Source organism: Nocardiopsis coralli (genome assembly GCF_014892575.1).
GTDB classification, from domain to species: domain Bacteria; phylum Actinomycetota; class Actinomycetes; order Streptosporangiales; family Streptosporangiaceae; genus Nocardiopsis; species Nocardiopsis coralli.
In genome coordinates this window covers 25,106-49,210 of record NZ_JADBGI010000032.1, presented here as the reverse complement: position 1 = coordinate 49,210, position 24,105 = coordinate 25,106, and the positions used below count along the sequence as shown (strand labels likewise).

Below are 24,105 nucleotides of genomic sequence, written 5' to 3'. Positions count from 1 at the left end.
CGGGTCAACCCAGGACCCGGCACAGGAACCGGCCCGCGCGGGTGCGGGTGAGCAGGTCGAGCCGGCGCCGCAGCCGCTGCTCCCACTCACGCATCCGGGCCGCTTCCTCTTCTTGCTCGTTCAGGCGCGCCCACTTCTTCGCGCGCCGGCCCACCACGGAGTGCGGGCTGAGCAGGCGGGTCTCCCCGTCGATCCACCGCACGCGGGGCGGGAGCGGGCCCGGGTGCACCACCGGGGCGCCCTCCGCCCGACCGAACGCGGCGCGTGCGTGCGCGGCCGTGCGTTCCAACCGCGGTCCGGCCAGGTCGGAACCGGGCACCGTCGCACGCACCACGTCGGCGCCGGAGCGTTCGGCCTCCTCGACCAGGACACGCACCACGTCGGTCTGGGCCTCCAGCGCACCGGGCACACGCAGCACGAACGGCACCAGCGGGTCGGGGGCGGGCTCGTCCGGGCCGATCCTGACCCTCGGGTCGGCGCGGAAGTGCGCGCGCAGTTCGTCCTCGTCCTGGGAACCGGGCACGGCCACCACGGTGATACGCGCGCCGGTGGTGTCCAGCCCGAGGAGGCGGTCGACGGTGTCGGCCACCGTGGCACTGTCGGCAGCGGCGGTCTCCACGACGACGTCGGCCAGGGGCACTCGCGAGTACGGTCCGGAACGTCCGGGCAACTCAGGGACGGCCGGGACCCAGTGGGCCACGCGCGCCCGTGCCAGCGCGTCCTGACCGCCCGCGCCGTGCCGGGCCCCGGGGCGGTGGCGCACCTCGGGGTCGGTCACCGGGAGCGCGCCGTGCTGGAGCAGCAGGTGGAGCAGGATCTCCTCCTCCGCGGGCAGCGCACCCCCGGCGGCCACCGCGCAGGCCTCCAGCAACGAGCGCGGCGCCGACACACCGCTTCGCAGCGCGCCCTCCCACAGGGGAGCGGTCCGTGCGTGCAGCAGCCCGCGTCCGTCCTCCGGGTCCTCCCCCTCGGCGACGGCCTCGGGTGTGCTGCACAGGACGAGCCCCTCGACCGCGTGGTGGGCGCGCAGGTGCGCCTCGACGAACCCCGGCGGGACCCGGTCGCCCGCGTCCACCCACAGCACCACCGGCGGCGCCGCGGGCCCTCCCCGCCACAGCGCCTCGGAGTCGGCGGGCACCACACGTGTACGGTCGGGCCGCTCCCCCTCCAGCACAGCGGTGTCGACGTCGCCGGCGACCGTGACCTCGGTCAACGGCGACGGGTAGGTCTGCGCGGCCAGGGAGGCCAGGAGCGGGGCCGGGTCGGAGCCGTGTTCGGCCCGGACCACGACGTGCACCCCCAGTTCCGGTTGCCAGGTGCCCAGTGCGGGCAGCGGCTGCGGCTGTACCCCGCCCCGCGGTTCGGCGTTCCGCACCGCCGTCGTACGCACGCTCATCCGGCCTCCACCACCGATCCGGCCAGGGCCGACGCGGGCCCCGGGACCCCCCAGGGCAACGCCACCTGCGTGACCGGCGCGTCCCGGGGATCGGGCTCCAACAGAGGACTGGGACGCCACCCGGGCAGCTGGTCGGTCCCGGCACGGCGCAGGAAGTGCCCGGCCCCGACCGTCCAGGTGTGCCCGTCGCCCTTGCGCCGCACCAGGAAGTTGCAGCCCTGCGTGCGGTAGATGCGCCCGCCCGCCAGGCGCACCCCCACCAGGCACTGGGTGTCGACCGACCGGGCCAGCGGGCGGAACCCGCCGATCTCCTCCAGCACCCCCTGGTCGAGGAAGAGCGTGCACCCGGTGACGTGGTGCTTGTAGACCTCGCTCAGCCCGAACAGGCGGACCGTGGTGTCCAGGGCCTCCAGGTAGAAGAACTCCGGCGAGGACCCCACGAGGTCGGCACCGGAGTAGGTCCGCGCCGACGCGAGGTCGGCGAGGTGGTCGGGGCCGTACCAGTCGTCGTCGTCCATCTTCGCGATCATGTGGCCGCTCGCCAGCGACGCCGACCGGTTGAGCACGTTGCCGAAGACCATGGACGGCCCGGGTTCGTGCACGATCAGCTCTCGCCCGGACGCACGGAAGGCCCGGATCGCCTCGGCCACCTCCGGGATCTCCTGGTCGAAACCGTGCAGGGCGAGCACGGTCTCCGTACGCACCCCGCGCTGGCGTTCCACCTGGCGCAGCGCGAAACCGACCATCTCCGGGCGCCGGGTGCACAGGAGCACGGACACCTCGGGCTCGGTGTCGGCGCACAGTCCCAGGCCGGCGCCCATCCTCTGCCACCGGGCCAGGGCACCGTGCGCGTGCAGGGCGGCCCGGCGCGTGCGGACGCTGTGTTCCTCGCGCACGTGTTCGTCGTCGAGGTCCTCGGTCCGCACGGAGCACAGGCGGGCACGGAGGTCGTCGCCCAGCCCGGTCGCCCAGCTCGGGACCGGGCCGCTGACCAGTGGAACCCCGGCGGCGGCCAGGGCGGCGACGGCGCGCACCGACGACAGCGGGCCGCTGTGCCGCCCCCATTCGACCTCGACCGCGCGCAGGTCGCGGGCCTGCGCGACGTGCACGTCGGTGACGCCCCCGTCGTCGGGCACCCTCCACCGCGTCTGCCCGTCGACGACGAGCGCCCAGCGCCCGTCGAGGTCCTCCAGGCGGCCGGTCAGCGGTTCCGATTCACGGGTGAAGCCGATGGGGTTGACGACCCGTTCGTCCACGGGCGGCACCTCGTCGACGGCGGGCCGCGCGATGGCGTGCACCCCGGGACGGCCGAGGCGTTCCCACGAGGAGTGCCGCAGGGACGCGCGACCGATCCGGGGCGGCGCGTCCTCCGCCAGCGGGTACCCGGCAGCGGTGGTGTCCAGGACCGCGTCGACGTGGTCGGTGCGGCTGCAGTGTTCGTCGCCCGGACGCCACAGCCCGGCGTCGCTCCCGCGTACGGAGGCCAGTGCGGGCAGGGAACGCCGGCGCCGGCCGCCGATCATCCCGCGTACGAGCGCCCCCACGACCGGGCTCACGTGCACCGGGGAGGCGAAGCTCAGATCGGCGGCCCACCCCTGGTCCCCCGCACGCCGGACCCGCGAGTCCACGAGTTCGGCCCAAGGCCCGAGCCCGGGCAGGACGGGGAAGGGCGGGTCCAGGTGGGGTGCGGCGGCGGCCACGAGCACGACGAGGCGCGCCGTCTGCCGGAACCCGCACAGGTGGGCGACGGCGCGCCGCAGGTCGGTGGGTGAGGCGGCCAGGACCACGGTGAGCCCGCTCCGGCCGCCGGTGCCGGCCACCTCGCGCTGCACGTGTTCGTCGGTGACCGAGCGCCCGTCCAGGTCGTGGAGGGCGACCCCCTCGGGCAGCTCCGCGCGGGCCGGACGCTCGACGTCCCCGATGACGCAGACGGCGGCGCGGCCCGGTTCGCGGGTACGCAGCGCTTCCTCGAAGAGCGCGCGGATCACGTCAACACCCTCGGGTCTCCCCCGGCCGGGCCCTCCCCGGGGTCGTCCTCACCGCGCAGGGCGCTCTCCACGGCGGAGAGGCGTTCGGCGATCTCCTCCGTGCGGCCGAGGAGCTCCACCCGGTGCTCACCGGTGATCTCGCGGATCCCCCGCACGTTCCGGTCGAGGGCGGTGCGCAGCTGGCGGACCTGCTGGCCGGTTCGGCGGACCAGCAGGGCCAGGAACGCCGCGACCACGAGCACCGACGTGAACACGAGGACACGGACGGAGTCCCAGAACCCGACGATGCCCATCGCGGTCAGGAACGCCGTGGCAGCAGAAGCCACGGCGAGGAGTGACAGGAGGAGAAGGAGCGAACGTGGACGGCGCAAACGCACGGCATCACCAAACCGGCCCCGGGGCCCGAAGTAGCACGGAAAGAGGATCCGGATCAGAATGCCATGCCACTCGGGCGATCCGGCGCAATGCCAGGTCGGAGCCGACCAATTTACCGAGAATTGCCCGCACCGGAATACGCATGCATTTCCTTGTCACCACAAGGGCGGAATGCGGGAAAAGGTTCGCACGGCGGGTTCCCGTCGCACACACGAACGCCCCGCCGGAACGGGTCCGGCGGGGCGTTGCGCGGTACGTCCTCCGGCCGTCGTGCGACCGGGGCGGGGAAGCTAGTCCTCCAGGTCGATCTGCCGCGTGATGTCGGCCTCGATCGTCTCGGAGATGGAGGCCAGCACGTCGTCGGGCACCACGGTGTCCACGGTCAGGGCGATGAGCGCCTTGCCGCCCTCCTGGTCCCGGATCACCTGCATGCCGGCGATGTTGACGCCGGTGTCGCCCAGCAGGGCGCCGACGCGGCCGACGATGCCGGGGCGGTCCTCGTAGGACAGGAACACCATGTGCTCGGCGAGGCCGATCTCCATCGTGTACTTGTTGACCTCGACCAGCTTCTCGAACTGGCGCGGGCCCGTCAGCGTGCCCGAGACCGACACCTGGGTGCCGTCGGCGAGCACACCGCGCACGGAGATGAGGTTGCGCCAGTCGACGGTGTCGTCGCTGGTTACGAGGTTGACCTCGACGCCGCGCTCCTTGGCGAGCAGCGGCGCGTTGACGAAGGTGACCGCGTCCTCGACGACGTCGGTGAACACACCCTTGAGCGCGGCCAGCTCCAGCACCTTGACGTCGTGCGCGGCGATCTCGCCGCGCACCTCGACGTCGATGCGGGAGGCCAGCGCCCCGGCGAGGGAGGTGAAGACCCGGCCGAGCTTCTCGGTCAGCGGCAGGCCCGGCTTGACCTCCTCGGCGACGCCGGTGCCCTGCACGTTGACGGCGTCGGGCACGAACTCGCCGGACAGCGCGAGCTTGACCGAGCGCGCCACCTGGGTCCCGGCCTTCTCCTGGGCCTCGGCGGTGCTGGCGCCCAGGTGCGGGGCCACGACCACGTTCTCGAACTCGAACAGGGGACTGTCGGTCGTCGGCTCGGTGGAGAACACGTCGATGCCGGCGCCGGCCACACGGCCGTCCTTGAGGGCGCGGTAGAGGGCCTCCTCGTCGAGGATCCCGCCGCGGGCAGCGTTGATGACGCGCACCGAGGGCTTGACCTTGTCGAAGGCCTCGTCCCCGATCAGGCCCAGGGTGTCCTTGTTCTTGGGCAGGTGGATGCTGATGAAGTCCGAACGCCCGAGCAGGTCGTCCAGCGTGGTCATCTCGACACCGAGCTGCGCGGCGCGGGCCGGCTGCACGAACGGGTCGTAGGCGATGACCTCGGTACCGAAGGCGAGCAGGCGCTGGGCGACGAGCGCACCGATGCGCCCCAGGCCCACGATGCCGACCGTCTTCTCGTACAGCTCGACACCCGTGTACTTGGAGCGCTTCCACTCGCCGTTGACGAGCGCGTTGTGCGCGGGGGCGGTGTTGCGGGCGCTGGCCAGGAGCAGGTTGATGGCCTGCTCGGCGGCGCTGACGATGTTGGACGTCGGGGCGTTGACGACCAGTACACCGGCCTTGGTGGCGGCCTCGACGTCGACGTTGTCCAGCCCCACGCCGGCACGGGCGACGACCTGGAGGCGGTCGGCAGCGGCCACGGCCTCGGCGTCGACCTGCGTGGCACTGCGCACGATGAGGGCGTCGACGTCTGCGAGGGCGGGCAGGAGCTGGGACCGGTCGGAGCCGTCGACGTGGCGGACCTCGAAGTCCTCTTCGAGGAGCGCGATTCCGGCGGGCGAGAGCTTCTCCGCTACGAGTACGGCGGGTTTGGACACAACGGTTCCTTTTCGAGTGGTGCGACCCGATCGCGCAGGAACGTCGGCCCTGCCCTGATCGGGTGTGACGGCCGGAGGGAAGTCTACTAGTGGGGTGGGGAAGTAATTAGGGGGTTCCCCCGAAAAACGGGCGTCGCCTTCGCCACCCCCGCCCCGACACGAACGCACCGGGGCGGGCCGTCGACCCGCCCCGGTGCCGGGAAACCCTGTGCCGGCCCCGCCGGCGGGGCCTCAGGCCTTGAGCCAGCTCATGAGCGGGCGCAGCTCGGCGCCGACCTTCTCGATCTGCTCGTTCTGCTCGGCCTCACGGCGCTTGGTGAAGGTGGGCTTGCCCGCGTCGAACTCGTCCATGAGCTCCTTGGCGTAGGAGCCGTCCTGGATCTCGCCGAGGATCTTGCGCATCTCCTCGCGGGTCTGCTCGGTGATGATGCGCGGACCGCGGGTGTAGCCGCCGTACTCCGCGTTGTCGGAGACGGACCAGTTCATCTTGCTCAGGCCGCCCTCGTACATGAGGTCGACGATGAGCTTGACCTCGTGCAGGCACTCGAAGTAGGCGATCTCCGGCTGGTAGCCCGCCTCGACGAGGGTGGCGAAACCGGCCTTGACGAGCTCCTCGGTGCCGCCGCAGAGCACGGCCTGCTCACCGAAGAGGTCGGTCTCGGTCTCCTCGGTGAACGTGGTCTTGATGACGCCGGCGCGGGCGCCGCCGATGCCCTTGGCCCAGGACAGCGCGAGGTCCCACGCCTGGCCGGAGGCGTCCTCCTCGACGGCGACGAGGCAGGGCACGCCGCGGCCGGCCTCGAACTGGCGGCGGACCAGGTGGCCGGGGCCCTTGGGGGCGACCATGGCCACGTCCACGCCCTCGGGGGCCTTGACGAAGCCGTAGCGGACGCTGAAGCCGTGCCCGAAGAACAGGGCGTTGCCGGGCTCCAGGTTCGGGGCGATCTCGTTGGCGTAGAGGTCGCGCTGCAGGTGGTCGGGGACCAGGATCATGATGACGTCGGCCTCGGCGGTGGCCTCCGCGGGAGTGAGGACGCGCAGGCCCTCCTCCTCGGCCTTGGGCCGGCTCTTGGAGCCCTCCGCCAGACCGACGCGGACGTCCACGCCCGAGTCCCGCAGCGACAGCGCGTGCGCGTGGCCCTGGCTGCCGTAGCCGATCACGGCGACCTTCTTGCCCTGGATGAGCGAGAGGTCCGCGGCGTCGTCGTAGTACATCTGTGCTGCCACTTGGGGTAACTCCTTGTTCTTGACGTGTGTGGGGACGCGGAGCGCGGGGTCCCCCGTGTCGGGACCCCGCTGCTCAGGCGCTGCGCTCGACCGCGCGGAGGGACCGGTCGGTGATCGAGCGGGGGCCGCGTCCCAGGGCGACCAGCCCTGACTTGACGAGCTCCCGGATCCCGAAGGGTTCCAGGTTCTTGACCAGGGCATCGAGCTTCTCGGGGTCGCCGGTGGCCTCGATGACGACGACGTCCGGGCTGACGTCCACGACGTGTGCGCGGAACAGCTCGGCCGTCTGCAACACGTGGGTGCGGCTCGACGCGTCGGCCTTGACCTTGACGAGCAGGAGCTCGCGCTGGACCGACGCGGCGGTGTCCATCTCCACGATCTTGACGACGTTGACCAGCTTGTTGAGCTGTTTGGTCACCTGCTCCAAAGGGTGGAGGTCGCAGTTGACCGCGATCGTCATCCGGGACAGGCCCGGATATTCGGTGGTGCTCACGCTCAGCGAGTCGATGTTGAACCCGCGGCGAGAGAAGAGGGAGGAGGCACGAGCCAGGATACCCGGGGTGTCCTCCACCAGAACGGAAAGCGTGTGACTGCTCATGGTGGTGCTCTGCTCCTCTTAGTCCTCGTGCTCCCAGTCCGGCGCCATGTCGCGCGCGTACTGGATCTCGTCGTTGCTGACGCCGGGGCCGACCATGGGCCAGACCATGGCGTCGTGGTTGACGGTGAAGTCGACGACCACGGGCCGGTCGTTGATGGCCATGGCCTTCTCGATCGTGGTGTCGATGTCCTCGGGGGTCTCGCAGCGCAGGCCGACGCAGCCGTAGGCCTCGGCCAGGCGCACGAAGTCCGGGATGCGGACCTTCTCGTCCAGGGGCGAGGTCTGCAGGTCGGTGTTGGAGTAGCGGCCCTCGTAGTAGAGGGTCTGCCACTGGCGCACCATGCCCAGGTTGCCGTTGTTGACGACGGCGACCTTGAGGGGGATGCCCTCGACGGCGGCGGTGGCCAGCTCCTGGTTGGTCATCTGGAAGCAGCCGTCGCCGTCGACCGCCCAGACCACCCGCTCGGGGTCGGCGACCTTGGCGCCGAGCGCGGCGGGCACGGAGAAGCCCATGGTTCCGAGTCCGCCGGAGTTGACGAAGGAACCGGGGCGCTGGTGGCCGATGAACTGGGCGGCCCACATCTGGTGCTGGCCCACGCCGGCGACGTAGGTGGCCTCGGGGCCGGCCAGGGTGCCCAGGCGCTCGATGACGTGCTGGGGCGAGAGGGTGCCGTCCTCGGTGCGGTCGTAGTCCTTGGGGTAGGTCTCGCGCAGACGGCCGAGCTGGGTCCACCAGGCGGTGTAGTCGCCCTCGCGGCCCTTCTCCTGGTCCGAGCGCACGGCCACGACCAGGTCGGCGAGGACCTCGCGGCAGTCGCCGACGATGGGCACGTCCGCGTGGCGGTTCTTGGAGATCTCGGCCGGGTCGATGTCGGCGTGCACGATGCGGGCGCCGGGGGCGAAGCTGTCGAGGCGGCCGGTGACCCGGTCGTCGAAGCGGGCGCCGAGGGCGACGATGAGGTCGGCCCGCTGCAGGGCGCCGACCGCGGAGACGTCGCCGTGCATGCCGGGCATGCCCACGTGCTGGGGGTGGTCGTCGGGGAAGACGCCCCGCGCCATGAGGGTGGTGACCACGGGGACGCCGGTGAGCTCGGCCAGGACCCGCAGTTCCGCGGAGGCCCCGGCGCGCAGGACACCGCCGCCGACGTAGAGGACGGGGCGCTCGGCCTCGGAGATCATCCGGGCGGCCTCGCGGACCTGCTTGCCGTGCGGCTTGGTGACCGGGCGGTAGCCGGGCAGGTCCAGGCGCTCGGGCCAGGCGAAGTCGGTGGTGGCCTGGAGCGCGTCCTTGGAGATGTCGACCAGCACCGGGCCGGGGCGGCCGCTGGAGGCGACGTGGAAGGCCTCGGCGATGGTGTGCGGGATGTCCTCGGCCTTCTTGACCAGGAAGTTGTGCTTGGTGATCGGCATGGTGATGCCGCAGATGTCCGCTTCCTGGAACGCGTCCGTGCCGATCGCGGGCGAGGCGACCTGGCCGGTGATCGCGACCATGGGGACGGAGTCCATGTGGGCGTCGGCGAGGGGGGTCACGAGGTTGGTGGCGCCGGGGCCGCTGGTGGCCATGCACACTCCGGGTTTCCCGGTGGCGTAGGCGTAACCCTCGGCCGCGTGTCCGGCCCCCTGCTCGTGGCGCATGAGGATGTGGCGCACCTCGGACGAGTCGTAGAGGGGGTCGTAGGCGGGGAGGATGGCGCCACCGGGAATCCCGAAGACAGTGTCAACGCCGACGTGTTCCAGCGACCTGATCAGCGATTGGGCGCCGGTCATCTGCTCGGTCATCTCAAGATCCTTCAGCGAGGGTTCAGAGCGCTCGGGGTGCTCTGGACCGTGGTGAATTGCGACTCACGTCCTTGCGGCAATAAAAAAACCCCCACCGCGGTGCGGTTGAGGGGTGGCGCGCAGCAGAACTGACTCAGTGGGCTGCGCGCCGACCAAGTACGAGAATCAGGGTGTTGTTGCTCTGCACGTTGACAACATTGGCCGAACGTGGGGTCGCCCGTCAACAAGAACGACACATTGTCTCGCTATTTGATACGGCCGTGCCACGATCCGGTCAGCATGGACGCCCCAGAACCCCCGCGTACAGGGCGTTCCAGACAAAGGACCCGGGTGCGTGTAACGCAGAACACACACCCGGGTCCACGATGCGGGACGCGCTCCCGACACACGGACGGGGGTCAGTCGAAGAGGTGCTCCGCCTTCTCCACGGTCGCCGCACGGCGCAGCCATACAGCCAGCACCTGGGGATCCGTCTCTGCCTCGATTCGTGTACTCACCGACTCCGGAACGGGCAGTCCTCGGGCCTCCAGAACACCCAGGACACCCTCGACCAGGGTCTCGATCCGCCCCTCGGCCTTCCCCTCGGCCTTCCCCTTGGCCTCGCCCTCACGGAACGGACGGCCGATCAGCTCGGTCTTGAACTGGTAGTCACCGATCGTCATGAGCTTCTCCAGTGGGTTCCCGGTGGCCGCCTTGAGGGCCGCCACTACGTAGTCAGAGTACAGCGACGAGTCAGAGGAATCGATGCTCGTCAGTGCGGTGGCCAGGGCCTTGAGCGCAGCGGTGTCGTCGGTCGGCGACGCGGCCATCGCCATCACCGTCCGGAGCGGGTGGCGTCCGGCCTCGTCCGGGTCGGTGACCGGCCCGAGCGACTCCGTGGAGAAGACCGCCGGCCGGACCTCACCGCACCCGAGGTCGATGGTCTTGGCGAACCTGCGGGCCAGCGCGTTGGTCGGGGTGATGACCATGAGCACGACCGGGCACTGGTTCCGGTGGCGCACGTTCGCCACGTAGGCGGGCCAGGTGTACTGCTTGCGGGCATCCCACTTCAGCTGCGACTCGGTGATGACCGCCATGACCTTGACGTCGTCGGTGCCCTCGTGCTCATGGGGAGGACGCTCGCACACCACCACCGAGTCGCTGACCAGTTCCGCGGGCGCGGTGTGGGTGGCCTCGGCGGCCCCGTCTCTGACGCGTGTGTACTGCGGAAGGGGCATTCCACTGACCTCGCGGTACAGCTCGACCGCGAAGGCCGGGTGATTGCGGATCAGATCGACGGGGAGCTCGTGCGAGGCTGAGGGCATGTCCGGACACCAGGGCCTGCTTGGCGAACACCAATTTCCTGCTGCGCGTCGCCCCAGCGGCACTCTCGCTGCGTTCTCATCAGTCAACGGCACACCCAGGCCGACTCCTTCTTCGGCCTTGCGATAGCACCACTGGATACGCCGCTCGCGACGGAAGGCGTCCACCAAACAGGCCCTAGCGAGATCACCTACTTCTTCGCAGGTGAAAGGCGCTTTGCCCGGAAAAGTCACCCCCGCGCGTGCGACAGGGCGCCCCGCCGCACGCGCGGGGTCAGAGGTCGACGCCGACCTCGCCGCCCACGAGCGCCTCGACACCGTCGGCCGACATGGGCCGGGCCACCAGGAAGCCCTGGCCGTGGTCGCAACCCATCGCCCGCAGCTGCTCCAACTGCTCGGGGCGTTCGATGCCCTCGGCCACCACCTGCACGCCCAGGTCCCGTCCGAGTTGGATGATCGTGTGCGTGAGCAGGGTGACGGTGTCGTCGCGGCCCAGGTCGTCGATGAAGGACGGGTCGATCTTGATCGCGTCCACGCTCAGCTCGCGCAGGTGCGCCAGCGACGCGTACCCCATGCCGTAGTCGTCGATGGCCAGCTGCACGCCCAGGCCCCGAAGCTCGCTCAGGCTCGCGACCGCCTCGGCCCCGTCGTCGAGCAGCAGCTCCTCGTCGACCTCCAGGGTCAGGACCTCGGCGGGCAGCCCGGTCTCGGCGAGCACGCCGGCGACGGTCGAGACGAAGCGGGAGGAGAGCACCTGCTTGGCCGACAGGTTCACCGACAGCCCGATGTCCCAGTCCGAGATGCGCCACACCGCGACCTTCTGGCAGGCCTCGCGCAGGATCCACTCCCCCAGCGGAACGATGAGCCCGGACTCCTCGGCCGCACCGATGAACTCCTCCGGCGGCACCGTGCGCCCGTCGTGGTCCCAGCGCACCAGGGCCTCGACGGAGGTGACCTGCGAGCTCCCCAGGTCCACGACCGGCTGGTACTCGAGGTAGAAGTCACCGGCCGCCAGCGCCTCGCGCAGGTGGATCTGCAGCTCCAGGCGGGACACGACCGTCTCGTGCATGTGCGCGGCGTAGACCTCGACCGTGCCGGCCCCGCGCTCCTTGGCGCGGGTCATCGCCACGTCCGCGTTGCGCAACAGCTCCCCGCTGTCCATACCGGGCTCGGCGAAGGCCACACCCAGGCTCGCGGTGAGCAGGATGTCCCGGTCGGCGACCTGGAACGGGTCGGAGGCGATGACCCGGCCCAGGCGCTCGGCCAGGTCGACCACACGCTGGGCGTTGCCGGTGCCCTCCACCAGGACGGCGAACTCGTCGCCGCCCCACCGGGTGAGCGTCGAAGAGGAGTCCAGCTCCCCCCGCAGGCGCCGCGCCGCCTGCCCGAGCAGGTGGTCGCCGCGCACGTGGCCCGCGGAGTCGTTGACGGCGGTGAACCCGTCGAGGTCGAGGAAGACCACCGCGACCCCGTCGACCGGTTCCTCGCTGATGGCCCGGTGAGCCAGGACGTCGCTGGCGCGCTCCTCCAGGTAGGCGCGGTTGGGCAGCCCGGTGACCCCGTCGTGGAAGGTCAGGTGGCGCACCTCGTTCTGCAGCGCCACCTGCGCGGAGATGTCGCGGGTGGTCACCAGCAGGCGGTCGGGTTCCCCGGGCTGCTCGTACAGGGAGACCGTGGACTCGGTGTGGCGCCAGGTCCCGTCGGCGGCGGCCACCCGCAGGCGCAGGTGCACACCCTGCGAGGACCGCTGCGTGAACAGGTCGAGCACGGGCTTGGTGCGTTCGAGGTCCTCGGGGTGGATGAGGGCGGTGACGGGCGCCGCGAGCACGTCGTCGAGGCGGTACCCGAAGGCCTCCGCGGTCCCCTGGCTGACGTAGTGGACGCTGGCGTCGCGGTTGAGCACGAGGATCACGTCGCCGCTGTTGCGGGCCAGCTCGTTGAAGTGGCCCTCGCGGTTGCGCACCATGCGCGACAGGGTCGCGTTCTCCTCGAGCATGCCCAGCACCCGCACCAGCAGCACGAGCACGGCCGTACCCGCGGCCAGCGGCAGCACGGGGGCCACGTCGCTCAGGCGCAGCGCCGCGACGGTCAGCACGACCGTGGCCACCGAGAGCGCGGCCACGGCGGCGAGCTCGGGCGCGAACCGGTACAGGCCGCGGCCGGTGATGCGCCGCGGGTCGGCCCCGGTGCGGTGCCCGACCAGCCACGGCAGCGCCGCGAGCAGGGCCAGGCCCAGGAACCGGATCGGGTGCTCGATGCCTCCGGCCACGGGCGGCCCGGTCAGGCGGGTGATCGCGCCGAGCATGTCGGAGGTCGCGATGACGATGAGCGCGCCGATCACCATGAGCACGGCCCGCCGGGTGCTGTGCGGCGACATGAACACCAGCGGCACCAGCAGGCACAGGACCACGATGTCGGCGACCGGGTAGACCAGCGCGAACCCGAGCAGCCCGGCGCCCGCCCCGAGCTCCTCGTAGAGCGGGGAGAACACCAGCAGCCACACGATCGCGAAGACCGCGGCCGCGCACACGTAGCTGTCGGTGATGTGCCGGGTGGCGGTACGCAGGCCCCCGGGCCAGGGCGCGAACCGGGTGAAGCCGACCACGAACAGCGGCAGGGCGGCCAGGGAGAACAGGTCGCCCAGGGTCAGGGACAGCACGGAGGTGTTGCTGAACAGCCCGGTGCTGGCGTGCGCGAGCCCGCCCGCGCACCAGGCCAGCGCGGCCAGGCCCAAATACCGCAGGGCCGTGGGACCGTCCGCGCCGTCGGCCTGGCTCTCGGGATCGGCACCGGTGGCCGCCCAGCGGCGCGAGGCCACCAGCAGCGAGACACCGGCGATCCCGGCCATCACGGAGGAGGGCCACTCGGCGAGCTCGGCCGCCAACGTGGAGTCCTCGGCCAGCGGGACGAAAGTCGTGGCGACATAGGCGGCGAAGAGCACGAGGAGAACGAACGCCCACACGCGGCGCGCGACCCTTCCCCGTGGCCCGCCCGGTGGCGCCGCCGGGGGCTCCACGGCACGGGGCCGCCGGTTCGCCTCCTCGGTCATGGAGCACCCACCCTCGCTCTTGATCGGCCCGGGCGCCGTCGTCGGCACCCGGTGGCGCGGCCGTCTCGCACGAATCTCGCGCGGGACCGGATCGGCCCGTCCACCACGCCGGACGTGCCCCTCCGCACGTCCGGGCCCGATGGCTCCACAACGCCCCCCGTGCGTCGCAACCCTACGCAACCGAGGTCACACAGGGATTGAGGAGCGGATGAGAGTTGACCTCCGCCGGCACGCACGCGTGAAGGCCCCGCGTTCCGGGGCTGCCGGTACGGGGGACCCTCCGCGCAACACGGCGCGACAGAGTGTTCCACCTGGGCTGGAGTGCCTGCATCGTGGCCAGGAGCGGGGACCGGAACACGGCACATTAACACCCATGGGACGGACTCACCGCCGGAACCGTGTGCGGCGTCCGGCGGCGATCGGCGGCCACACGGGGTGACCACCGCAACCGGGGGGGGCGGGACGGGCCCGCGCCCCGGGAGGGGACATGGTGCGGAGGGCTTCCGGGCCCGTGGCCCGGGGCCCTCCGCGGGGCCCGGAGGGTCAGGAGGCGCCGAGCTTCTCCAGGATGAGCTCGCGCGCCCGACCGGCGTCGGCCTGGCCGCGGGTGGCCTTCATGACCGCACCGACCAGGGCGCCGGCGGCGGCCACCTTGCCGCCGCGGACCTTGTCGGCGGCGTCGGGGTCGTTGGCGATCGCCTCGTCCACGGCGGCGCCCAGGGCACCGTCGTCGCTGACGACCTTGAGGCCGCGCGCCTCCACGACGTCGTCGGGCTCGCCCTCACCGGCCAGCACACCCTCCACGACCTGGCGGGCGAGCTTATTGGTGAGCGTGCCCTCGGAGACCAGAGCGATGACGCGGGCGACCTGGGCCGGGGTGATGTTCAGGGAGGAGAGCTCGACCTCCTGCTCGGTGGCGCGGCGGGAGAGCTCGTTCAGCCAGAGCTTGCGGGCCTCCTTGGAGGACGCGCCCTGGGTGACGGTGGCCTCGACGACGTCGATGGCGTCGGCGTTGACCAGGTCGCGCAGCTCGGTGTCGTTGAGCCCCCACTCGGCCTTGACGCGGGCGCGCTTGGCGGCGGGGAGCTCGGGCAGGGTCGTGCGCAGCTGCTCGACCCACTCGGCCGAGGGCGCCACGGGGACCAGGTCGGGGTCCGGGAAGTACCGGTAGTCCTGGGCCTCCTCCTTGCTGCGGCCGGAGGTGGAGCGGCCCAGGTTCTCCTGGAAGTGGCGGGTCTCCTGGACCACACGCTCACCGGCCCCGAGCACGCCGGCCTGGCGCTCGATCTCCGAACGCACCGCGCGCTCGACCGAGCGCAGGGAGTTGACGTTCTTGGTCTCGCTGCGGGTGCCCCACTCGGAGGCGCCGCGCTCGTTGATGGAGACGTTGACGTCGCAGCGCATGGAGCCCTCCTCCATGCGCACGTCGGAGATGCCCAGCGAGCGTGTGAGGTCGCGCAGCTCGGCGGCGTAGGCGCGGGCCACCAGCGGGGCGAGCTCCCCGGCGCCGGCGATCGGCTTGGTGACGATCTCCAGCAGGGGGATGCCCGCGCGGTTGTAGTCGACGTTGGAGTGGCTGGCTCCGTGGATGCGACCGGTGGAGCCGCCCACGTGGGAGGACTTGCCGGTGTCCTCCTCCATGTGGACGCGCTCGATCTCGACCCGGAACTCGCGCGGGCCGTCGGGGGTGTCGACCGTGACGTCGAGGTGGCCGTCCACGCAGATCGGCTCGTCGTACTGCGAGATCTGGTAGTTCTTCGGCATGTCCGGATAGAAGTAGTTCTTCCGGGCGAACCGTCCCCACGGGGCGACGGAGCAGTTGAGCGCGAGGCCGAGCCGGATCGCGCCCTCGACCGCCTTCTCGTTGACCACAGGCAGCGAGCCGGGGAACGCCAGGCAGACCGGGCACACCTGGGTGTTGGGCTCGGCGCCGAACACCGTCGAGCACGAGCAGAACATCTTCGAGGCGGTACCCAGTTCGATGTGGGTCTCCAGCCCGAGCACCGGCTCGTACGTGTCCAGAGCCTGCTCGAAGGCCACCGGCGTGGGGCCGTCGTTGGTGGCAGGGCCAGGAGTTACCGCGTGGGCCATCGCCGCAAACCCGTTTCCGTAGAGGGACATACCTTCCTGATCAGCCTACCGAGCTCGGAGGGGTGACCGTCCCGGTACAGGGGGGCAACGGGGTGGTGTTACCGGCAGATGTCACGGCGAGCGCACGATTAGGCCTCTGTCGGACCGTTCGGCCCCGGGACGCCCACGGGGGGCGTTACTGTTGACGCCCGAACGAACGGTTTCGCCGGTCGGCCAACGGTGGCCCGGCCGCCCTGCGCACGGGAGCTGCGGATATGACGGCCATCCTGCGTCGGTGCGCCGCCCTGCTCTCCTCGGCCGCCCTGGTCGGCGCCATGGTGAGCGCACCCGCCGCCGCCGAGGACTTCTCACGCGTGAACGGTACGCCCGTGCACGGCGTGCCCGTCGTGCTCGCCACGGGGGACGAGGTCCCCACCGCGCTGTACGGCCTGCGGGTGGGTGAGCACGGATCGGTGCACGCCTACGCGGCCTCCACCGACCACGAGGTGCAGGGCAATTCCGCCTACGTGGAGTCCGGGTGGGACGGCGTCGAGGGGTGGTCCGGAACTTCCCAGGAAACGGACCCCTCCGACCGGGCGAACTGGATCGTCTCGAACTCCTACCCCAACGTTCCGCTGGCCGAGCTGGCCCGCGAGGCAGACCTGCCGCACCTGGACGAGGCCGAGGCGGTCGCGGCCACCCAGAGCGCCCTGTGGCGGGTACTCGACGGCGTGGAGCTCTCCCTCGAGGCCAACGAACCCGACGTCATCGACGTGCACGACCACCTCGTCGAGCGCAGCACCGACACGGAGGTCGGCGAACCCGCGGCCTCGGTGGACGTCGACCCTCCCCACCTGGAGCTGTCCTCACCCGAAGAGCCCCTGGGCCCGCTGGAACTGAGCAGCACCGGCGACGGTCCCCTGGCGGTGTCGCTGCGCGGCGCCCCCGAGTCCTGGCTGGTCGACTCCGACGGGGAACAGATCGACTCCGCACGCGACGGCGACCAGGTGTACCTGGACGTGGACCCCGACGTCTCCTCCGGTGTGGCCACCCTGCACGTGCGCGGGGACGGCGTTCCCCTGCCCGAGGGACAGCTGTTCACCGGACGCGACGGCGTCAGCACCGCCCCGCTGATCACCGCCGAACCGGGCACCGCCACGAGCACCGCCACGGCGACGCTCACCTGGTACCCGGACGAGGACTCCCCTTCCCCCGAAACGGAGGCGGTGGCCGAGACCGAGCCGCCGGCCGACGAGGTCCCGGAACCGGCCGTGGCCGAGGAACCGCCGCCGTCCGAGAGCGGGGAACACACGTCCGGAAACCGTCTGGCCAGTACCGGGACGTGGTTGAGCGGTCTGCTCGTCATCGCCGGCGCACTGGTCGTCTCCGGCCTGCTCATTCTGGTTCTGGGACGCAAACGCCGCAGCTGAGCGAGGGTTTTCCGGGACCGAACCCGGGCCGGACGCGGCCGGTCCCGCGCTGGGGCGCGCCTTTCTGCGGAACCCGATTCCATGTTCCGTTCCGGAAATACGGACCTGTGCCCATTCGGTCCATTTGCGTCCGGAACCCGGCACATTTTTGTGGAACCGGGTTGGAAGCGGTCCGGGGGGTCGCTAGTATCAGGCGGGCGGTTCAAGCCCTCACCGACGAACGCGCCCCGCTCACGCGTTGGCGGGCCTCTCCCCGCGTCACCTCCATGACCCGGCGCACGCCCCCGGACGGCCCCGCATTTCCCCGTGGAACCGCCGTCGGTGAACACCGCCCCCGCTCGACGACCCTGTCCCCGAGCGGGCTCCATCCGGTTTCCCCTAACCACACCGGGATACAACGTGAAACAGTTCTCACTCCCCCGTTCCGCCGGGCGCGCGGGCCTGTCGGTCACCGCCGCTGCCGCCCTGGCCTTCGGCCTCGCGGCCCCCGCCGCGGCCGACCCGAACACCTACGAGGGCGCCGCGCGCGCCCAGTACACGGGCAACGCAGAGGGCGGCGTGTCCGTCACCATGACCGGTGGCGAGATCACCACCAACCTGTTCCGCCTCGAGCAGGAGGGCGGTGACGCCTTCACCGCGTACTGCATCGACTTCGAGACCAACATCCTCGGCGGTGCCTGGTACCTCGAGGACGAGTGGGCCAACTACCCGGGCCAGGGCGACTTCGCCGAGCCCGGCAAGGTGCACTGGCTCCTGCAGAACGGTTACCCGAGCGTGGGCGCCGAGGACCTCGCCGAGGCGGCCGGCGCCAACGACGGCCGCGCGACCGAGGAGGAGGCTCTCGCCGCCACCCAGGCCGCCATCTGGCACTTCAGCAACGACGAGGACCTGGTCCGCGCTGAAGGCAACGTCAAGATGATCTACGACCACCTCGTCGCCAGCGCCGAGCCCCTCCCCCAGGGTGAGCCGGACGCGACCCTGTCGGTGAGCCCCGAGGGCGCCACCGGGCAGGCGGGCGAGACCGTCGGCGAGTTCACCATCAGCACCAGCGCCGAGGAGGTGCCGGTGACCGCCGACGCCCCCGAGGGCGTGGAGCTGGTCGACCTGGGCACCGGCGAGGCCGTGGACACCGTCACCGACGGCGCCACCGTCGGCTTCTCCGTGCCCGAGGACGCCGACGCCGGCGAGGCCTCCTTCAACCTGGAGACCACCTCCACCGTCGAGCAGGGCCGCCTGTTCAAGGGCGAGGACGCGAACGAGCCCACGCAGACGCTCATCACCGCCGAGGACAGTGACGTCACCGTCTCCGCAGCGGCCGGTGTCGAGTGGAGCGAGGCCGACGAGCCCGCCCCCGAGCCGGAGCCCGAGCCCGAGGAGCCGGAGAAGCCCGAGGAGCCGGAGCCGACCCCCGAGCCCAGCGAGCCGGAGGACGACAAGCCCGCGCCCGAGGACGAGAAGGACGAGCCGGAGCTGCCCGTGACCGGTGGCGCCCTGGCCGGTCTGGTCGCGGCCGGTATCGCCGCGCTCGGCGCCGGTGGCGGTGCGCTCTACCTGAGCCGCAAGCGCAAGGCCGGCATCACCGAGGACGAGGTGTAACCGCCCCGCGCCCGACGAGTGAGTGAACCCCGGCCCGGAGCCCCGCAGAGGGCTCGGGGCCGGGGTTCCGTGTGTTCCCGGGCCGGGCCCGGACCGACGCCGCCCCTCCCGAAAACCACTGGGACCTTCCGCCACCGACCGGTACGCTCACCGGTCGGAAACCGGGAGACCGGCCTCGGCCTGGAAGGACAACATGAAGATCGACGAACGCGTCCACCGCCTCCGCGAAGCGGTCCGCAACGATCCGCGCATCGTGGCGGCCCTGCTCTACGGTTCCTGGACCACCGGGGAGGCGGACGAGCACTCCGACATCGAGGCCTACGTCTTCGTCGCCCCGGGCCAGGAGGTCGAGCCGCGCGCGTTCGCCGAGCAGGTCGCCCCGGTGCGCCTGTGCCACACCAACATGTTCGGCGTGCACTCGGTGATCTTCGACGACCTGATGCGCGGTGAGTTCCACTTCGACCCGGCGGACGAGATCGACAAGATCGCCGCGTGGCAGGGCATGGTGCACCTGCCCGACCCCGAGCGCGCGGTCCTGGTCGACCGCGACGGCCGGCTCACGGAACTCGCGCGCGAGCTCGGCCCCGTCGAACCGCCCTCCGCGGAGACCGCCCAGGTCAAGGCCGACGAACTGGCCAACTGGACGCTCATGGTCTCCCACCTGATCGCCCGCGGGGAGGCGGCCCGTGCGGCCTTCTTCCTGAACTCGGTGGTCGCACCGCACCAGCTGCAGCTCCTGCGCCTGCTCCACGGGTCCACCGACCACTGGCTCACGCCGAGCCGTGCGCTGGAGCAGGACCTGCCGGCCTTCGTCGAGCGCCACGCCGCCACGACCGCGGCCGCGGAGCTCACGGCCGTCGCCCGCGCCGCGCGCGAGAGCTGGGTGTGGAGCCGCGAGTTGGTCGCCGAGGCCCACGGGCGCTGGGGAACGGCCTACGACCCCGGCCTGCACGCGGATATCGCCGCCCAACTGTCCCGCTAGGGCGGCTCCGGGGCGGGCCCGGGCCCCGGACACACACGGGCAGCCCGGCAACGTCCGGCAGGGAACGCACGCGGTCCGCACCAGGAACGCGCGACGTCGGCACCTCCACCGCAGGGCCCTGCACCCCACCGCGGGCAGGGCCACCCGCCGTCGTCGCGCGCCAGGACCGGCCGGCAACCGGTCGACGCGGGGCCGGACGACTGCCCGACCCACCGGTCCCCCGAACCGGGCCCCGGAAAGACGGAGGCCCGCCACCCCCAGGGGCAGCGGGCCTCGCAGTGCCTGCGTCAGATGAGCGTCACGCCGACGCGACGGCGTACGGGCTCCGCCCGAGGAACGCACCGTCCCGCTCGGCCAGCGAACGCTCGACGGCGGCGGCGACCCGGTAGGTCCGCTCGTCCGCCAGCGCGGGCGCCATGATCTGGAAACCGACCGGCAGGCCGTCCTCCGGCGCGGTCCCGCACGGCACCGACAGGGACGCGTTCCCCGCCAGGTTCGAGGGGATCGTGCACAGGTCGGCCAGGTACATCGCCATCGGGTCGCCGGACCGCTCGCCGATCGGGAACGCCGTGGTCGGCGTGGTCGGCGAGACCAGCACGTCCACGTTCTCGAACGCCGCGTCGAAGTCGCGCTTGATGAGCGTGCGGACCTGCTGCGCGCTGCCGTAGTAGGCGTCGTAGTACCCGCTGGACAGCGCGTAGGTCCCGAGCATGATCCGGCGCTTGACCTCCGGGCCGAAACCCTCGGCACGGGTCAGCGACATGACCTCCTCGGCGCTGCGGCTGCCGTCGTCCCCGACCCGCAGCCCGTACCGCATGGCGTCGAAGCGGGCCAGGTTCGAGGAGGCCTCGCTCGGCGCGATGAGGTAGTACGCGCTCAGGGCGGCGTCGAAGCTCGGGCAGGAGACCTCGACGACCTTGGCACCGAGCGACTGCAGCAGCTCGACGGTCTCCCGGAACCGCTGCCGCACCCCGTCCTGGAACCCGTCGCTGTCGAGCTCCTTGACCACACCGATGGTCAGGCCCTCGACGTCACCGAGGCGCGCGGCCTCCGAGACCGCCGGGACCGGGGCGTCGATGGAGGTGGAGTCGCGCGGGTCGTGCCCGGAGAAGGCCTCCTGCAGCAGCGCCGCGTCGAGCACGTTGCGGGCGAAGGGGCCCGGGGTGTCCAGGGACGACGCGAAGGCGATCAGCCCGTACCGCGACGAACCGCCGTAGGTGGGCTTGCCGCCGACGAGCCCGCACACGGCGGCGGGCTGGCGGATCGACCCGCCGGTGTCGGTGCCGGTCGCCAGGGGCGCCTCGAACGCGGCGACCGCGGCCGAGGAACCGCCGGAGGAACCGCCGGGGATCCGCGCGGTGTCCCACGGGTTCCGGGTGATCTTGTACGCGGAGTTCTCCGTGGAGGAGCCCATCGCGAACTCGTCCATGTTGGTCTTGCCCAGGATGACCAGCCCGGCCTCGCGCAGCCGTGCGGTGACGGTCGCGTCGTAGGGCGGCTGCCAGCCCTCCAGCATCTTGGAGGCGGCGGTGGTGGGCATGTCCTTGGTGGTGAACACGTCCTTGTGGGCGATCGGGACGCCGGCCAGCGGGCCGAGCTCCTCGCCGTTCGCACGGCGCGCGTCGACGTCGCGGGCCTGGGCCAGCGCGGTCTCGCGGCGCACGTGCAGGAACGCGTTGATGTCGCCGTCGACGGCCTCGATGCGGTCGAGGTAGGCGGTGGTGGCCTCCTCGGAGGTGACCTCACCCGCGCGGATCGCCGCGCCGAGCTCGGACGCGGTCATGCTGATGACGTCGCTCATCCGTTACTCCTCCTCCCCGAGGATCCGCGGGACCCGGAATCGCTGGTCCTCCACCGCCGGGGCACCGGCCAGGGCCTGGTCGGGGGTGAGGCCGGGGTGGGCCTCGTCGGGACGGTAGACGTTGGTCAGCGGCAGGGCGTGCGAGCTGGGCGGGATGTCGCCCTCGGCGACCTCCTGCACCTTGGCCACTGCGGTGAGGATGTCACCGAGCTGGGCGGCGAGCGTGTCGAGCTCGCTCTCGTCGAGCGCCAGCCGCGACAACCGGGCGAGGTGCGCGACCTCATCGCGGGTGATGGCGGTCATGAATGACTAACCGTTTCTTCGACGGACGGACTATCACGCCCAATCCTATGGCTCCGTCACGGGTCCCGGTGCCGGTCCGGCCCTTCGCGGACCGGGACGAACGCGACCCCGGCGGCCCGGAACGAACACAACCTCAACAGATGCGGTCACCGTCAGCCCTCCGTTGTGGTCAGCGGGCCCCGGTCAGCTCCGGGCGCAGTGCGCCGAGAGCCACACGACGACGTCGCGGGCGGGCAGCGGCGGGGAGAAGTGGTGGCCCTGCGCGGTGTGGCACCCGGCCTCGCGCACGGCGTCGGCGAGCTCGGCGGTCTGCACGCCCTCCGCGGTGGCGCGCATCCCCAGCGCCCGCACCAGGGCGATCGCGGCGCGCACGACCGTGGGTTCCTCGTCCCGCAGCCTCCCGACGAAGGACTCGTCGATGTTGACCTGGTCCAACGGCAACCCGGCGAGCTGGGCGAGCGTGAAGTGCCCGGTCCCGAAGTCGTCCAGTGCCAGACCGACACCCAGGTCGCGCAGCCGGTGCACGGCCTGGGTGGTGCCCTCCTCGTCGCCGATGAGCGCGCTCTCCCCGATCTCCAGCACGAGCCGGTGCGGCGAGACCCCGTGGTCGCGCAGGGCGTTGGCCACGGTCGCGGCCAGGTCGGGGTCCATGAGTTCACGCGCGCCCAGGTTGACCGCCACGGGCAGGTCCCAACCGCGTTCGTGCCACCGGGCCGCTGCGGCCAGGGTGATGTCGAGGACCTGGCCGGTGAACGCGCGGTAGAGGTTGGACTGCTCCACGACCGGCATGAACTCGGCGGGCAGCAGCAGCCCGCGGGTGGGGTGGCGCCAGCGGGCGAGCGCCTCCAGGCCCACGGGCGCGCCGGAGTCCAGGGCGATGCGCGGCTGGTAGTGCATCTCCAGCGCGCCCTCGGCCAGGCCCCGGCGCAGTTCGCTGTACAGGCTCAGACGGGCGGTGGAGTTGCGGTCCTTGGCGGGGTCGTAGGTCTCCACGCCCGTGCGGCCGGACTTGGCGACGTACATGGCCACGTCAGCGCGCTGCAGCAGGAGTTCGTAGTCGGGGGCGTCGTAGGGGTAGAGGGCGATGCCGATGCTGGCGTCGAGGTCGAAGTCCATGCCCTCCAACCGCACGGGTTCGCACAGGGATCCGCGCAGGCGTACGGCGACCTCGCGGGCGGAGGCGGCGTCGCGCACCTTCGGCAGCAGGACCGCGAACTCGTCCCCGCCCAGGCGTGCGACCAGGTCGCCGGGGCGGACGCTGTGGGTGAGCCGGTGCGCGACGGTCTGCAGGAGCGCGTCGCCGGTGTGGTGGCCGAGGGTGTCGTTGACCTCCTTGAACCGGTCGAGGTCGAGCAGGAGCAGCCCGACCTTCTCGCCCCGGTTCTGCGCGTGGGTGATCTCGCGGCGGGAGCGGCGGATGAGGTGTTTGCGGTTGGCGAGGCCGGTGAGCTCGTCGTGGTTGGCCTGGTGGTCGCGTTTGACCGACAGCATCGCGCTCGCGTACAGGGCGCCGAGCGGGAGGGCGAAGAGGGGGACGTAGAGCACGGAGTGGACCATGCTCACCACCACGAGCGGCGCCAGGCTCAGCAACACCCCGTTGACGTAGGACTGCTGGCCGATGCCGGTGAAGAGCACCTGGGAGAGCGGGACCCGCTCGTGCATGGCGACCGCGCAGATTACGAGCATCCGGTTGACCAGGAAGTACGCGGCGCCCGCGGCGGCGACGGCGGCCAGCCCGGCGGGGTCGGAGGGCACCCACGGGCCGGCGTTGACCTCGGGGCGCAGCAGGCGCAGGACCGCGTCGGCGACGCCGAGGGAGAGCGTGTACTGGGCGGCGTTGAACACCGTGCGGTGGACCGCGTGTCTGCGGGCGGCGCCGGCGACCACGGTCGCCACGACCTGCAGGACCGCGGCGACGGGGAGGCCGAAGTGGATGACGAGCGCGAACGTGAAGGGCAGCGAGGTGGCGGCGCCGTTGTCGGAGGGTTGGCCGGGCAGCGAGATCGGTCTGAGCTCGCCGGCCACGATCATGCACAGCAGGATCCAGATGAGGGGTTCCCCGGCGAGGTGGCGGAACTGGTCGGCGCCCAGGCCGGCCGAGGACAGGACGAGCAGACCGGCACCGGCGACGGTGGCGGTGACCATGTAGAGCCACAGCGGTGTTCCGGCGCGGGGGCCGATGTCCCTGGTGCTGGCGGGGTGCTTCATCCGGGGTCCTTCGTCCGGGGAACGGTGCTGGTGCGGGCGGAGCCGAGCGGGGACCGGGCCTGACCTCCACCTTGACCGGAACCGGGCCTTGCTTGCGTCCGAATCTCGGTTGTGGCTGTCCA

General features: G+C 71.7%; 16 protein-coding genes. 3 read left to right on the top strand and 13 right to left on the bottom strand.

What is annotated here, in order from left to right:
* Positions 1-4: 4 nt before the first annotated feature.
* The 10 genes from IDM40_RS25450 to gatB all read right to left on the bottom strand — a co-directional run bounded on the left by IDM40_RS25450 (position 5) and on the right by gatB (position 15,633).
* On the bottom strand, positions 5-1,396 hold the full coding sequence (locus IDM40_RS25450; RefSeq protein ID WP_235997940.1) for a hypothetical protein: 1,392 nt from the start codon (positions 1,394-1,396) through the stop codon (positions 5-7).
* Positions 1,393-3,384 carry a glycosyltransferase gene (locus tag IDM40_RS25445; protein WP_193124603.1) on the bottom strand — a complete coding sequence of 664 codons (1,992 nt, stop codon included), beginning with the start codon at positions 3,382-3,384 and terminating at the stop codon, positions 1,393-1,395. The genes IDM40_RS25450 and IDM40_RS25445 overlap by 4 nt, the downstream gene beginning before the upstream one ends.
* Positions 3,381-3,710 (bottom strand): hypothetical protein, encoded by a 330-nt coding sequence (locus IDM40_RS25440; protein ID WP_328807126.1) that lies wholly within the window; start codon positions 3,708-3,710, stop codon positions 3,381-3,383. Before IDM40_RS25440 ends, IDM40_RS25445 begins: the two co-directional genes overlap by 4 nt.
* Before the next feature lie 339 nt (positions 3,711-4,049).
* Complete coding sequence (gene serA / locus IDM40_RS25435) at positions 4,050-5,639, bottom strand: phosphoglycerate dehydrogenase (RefSeq protein ID WP_193124601.1); 1,590 nt, start codon at positions 5,637-5,639, stop codon at positions 4,050-4,052.
* Between the two features lie 231 nt (positions 5,640-5,870).
* A complete protein-coding gene (gene ilvC, locus IDM40_RS25430) occupies positions 5,871-6,866 on the bottom strand; it encodes a ketol-acid reductoisomerase (RefSeq protein WP_193124600.1) in 996 nt (331 codons plus the stop codon).
* Between the two features lie 73 nt (positions 6,867-6,939).
* The gene (gene ilvN / locus IDM40_RS25425) at positions 6,940-7,464 is read right to left on the bottom strand and encodes an acetolactate synthase small subunit (protein ID WP_026118569.1); all 525 of its coding nucleotides are present in this window, start codon (positions 7,462-7,464) and stop codon (positions 6,940-6,942) included.
* Between the two features lie 18 nt (positions 7,465-7,482).
* Complete coding sequence (locus IDM40_RS25420; protein ID WP_268959399.1) at positions 7,483-9,258, bottom strand: acetolactate synthase large subunit; 1,776 nt, start codon at positions 9,256-9,258, stop codon at positions 7,483-7,485.
* Between the two features lie 383 nt (positions 9,259-9,641).
* Positions 9,642-10,547 (bottom strand): RpnC/YadD family protein, encoded by a 906-nt coding sequence (locus IDM40_RS25415; RefSeq protein ID WP_193124598.1) that lies wholly within the window; start codon positions 10,545-10,547, stop codon positions 9,642-9,644.
* A 271-nt stretch (positions 10,548-10,818) separates the two neighbouring features.
* Positions 10,819-13,593: a putative bifunctional diguanylate cyclase/phosphodiesterase gene (locus IDM40_RS25410; RefSeq protein ID WP_216631312.1), complete on the bottom strand. Its 2,775-nt coding sequence runs from the start codon at positions 13,591-13,593 to the stop codon at positions 10,819-10,821.
* Positions 13,594-14,136: 543 nt separating this feature from the next.
* On the bottom strand, positions 14,137-15,633 hold the full coding sequence (gene gatB / locus IDM40_RS25405) for an Asp-tRNA(Asn)/Glu-tRNA(Gln) amidotransferase subunit GatB (protein WP_193124624.1): 1,497 nt from the start codon (positions 15,631-15,633) through the stop codon (positions 14,137-14,139).
* Between the two features lie 305 nt (positions 15,634-15,938).
* Between gatB and IDM40_RS25400 the strand changes: the two genes are divergently transcribed.
* The 3 genes from IDM40_RS25400 (at position 15,939) to IDM40_RS25390 (ending at position 19,671) form a co-directional block, all read left to right on the top strand.
* Complete coding sequence (locus IDM40_RS25400; RefSeq protein ID WP_193124597.1) at positions 15,939-17,093, top strand: thioester domain-containing protein; 1,155 nt, start codon at positions 15,939-15,941, stop codon at positions 17,091-17,093.
* A 399-nt stretch (positions 17,094-17,492) separates the two neighbouring features.
* Complete coding sequence (locus IDM40_RS25395) at positions 17,493-18,689, top strand: thioester domain-containing protein (protein WP_193124596.1); 1,197 nt, start codon at positions 17,493-17,495, stop codon at positions 18,687-18,689.
* Positions 18,690-18,882: 193 nt separating this feature from the next.
* Entirely contained in the window at positions 18,883-19,671 is a 789-nt protein-coding gene (locus tag IDM40_RS25390) for a nucleotidyltransferase domain-containing protein (protein WP_193124595.1), read from the top strand.
* A 298-nt stretch (positions 19,672-19,969) separates the two neighbouring features.
* Here the strand turns inward: IDM40_RS25390 and gatA are convergent, their stop codons facing one another.
* The 3 genes from gatA to IDM40_RS25375 all read right to left on the bottom strand — a co-directional run bounded on the left by gatA (position 19,970) and on the right by IDM40_RS25375 (position 23,983).
* Positions 19,970-21,472, bottom strand: coding sequence for an Asp-tRNA(Asn)/Glu-tRNA(Gln) amidotransferase subunit GatA (gatA, locus tag IDM40_RS25385; protein ID WP_193124594.1), 1,503 nt, complete (start codon positions 21,470-21,472; stop codon positions 19,970-19,972).
* A 3-nt stretch (positions 21,473-21,475) separates the two neighbouring features.
* A complete protein-coding gene (gene gatC, locus IDM40_RS25380; RefSeq protein WP_193124593.1) occupies positions 21,476-21,775 on the bottom strand; it encodes an Asp-tRNA(Asn)/Glu-tRNA(Gln) amidotransferase subunit GatC in 300 nt (99 codons plus the stop codon).
* Between the two features lie 183 nt (positions 21,776-21,958).
* Complete coding sequence (locus IDM40_RS25375; RefSeq protein WP_193124592.1) at positions 21,959-23,983, bottom strand: putative bifunctional diguanylate cyclase/phosphodiesterase; 2,025 nt, start codon at positions 23,981-23,983, stop codon at positions 21,959-21,961.
* Positions 23,984-24,105 lie beyond the last annotated feature (122 nt).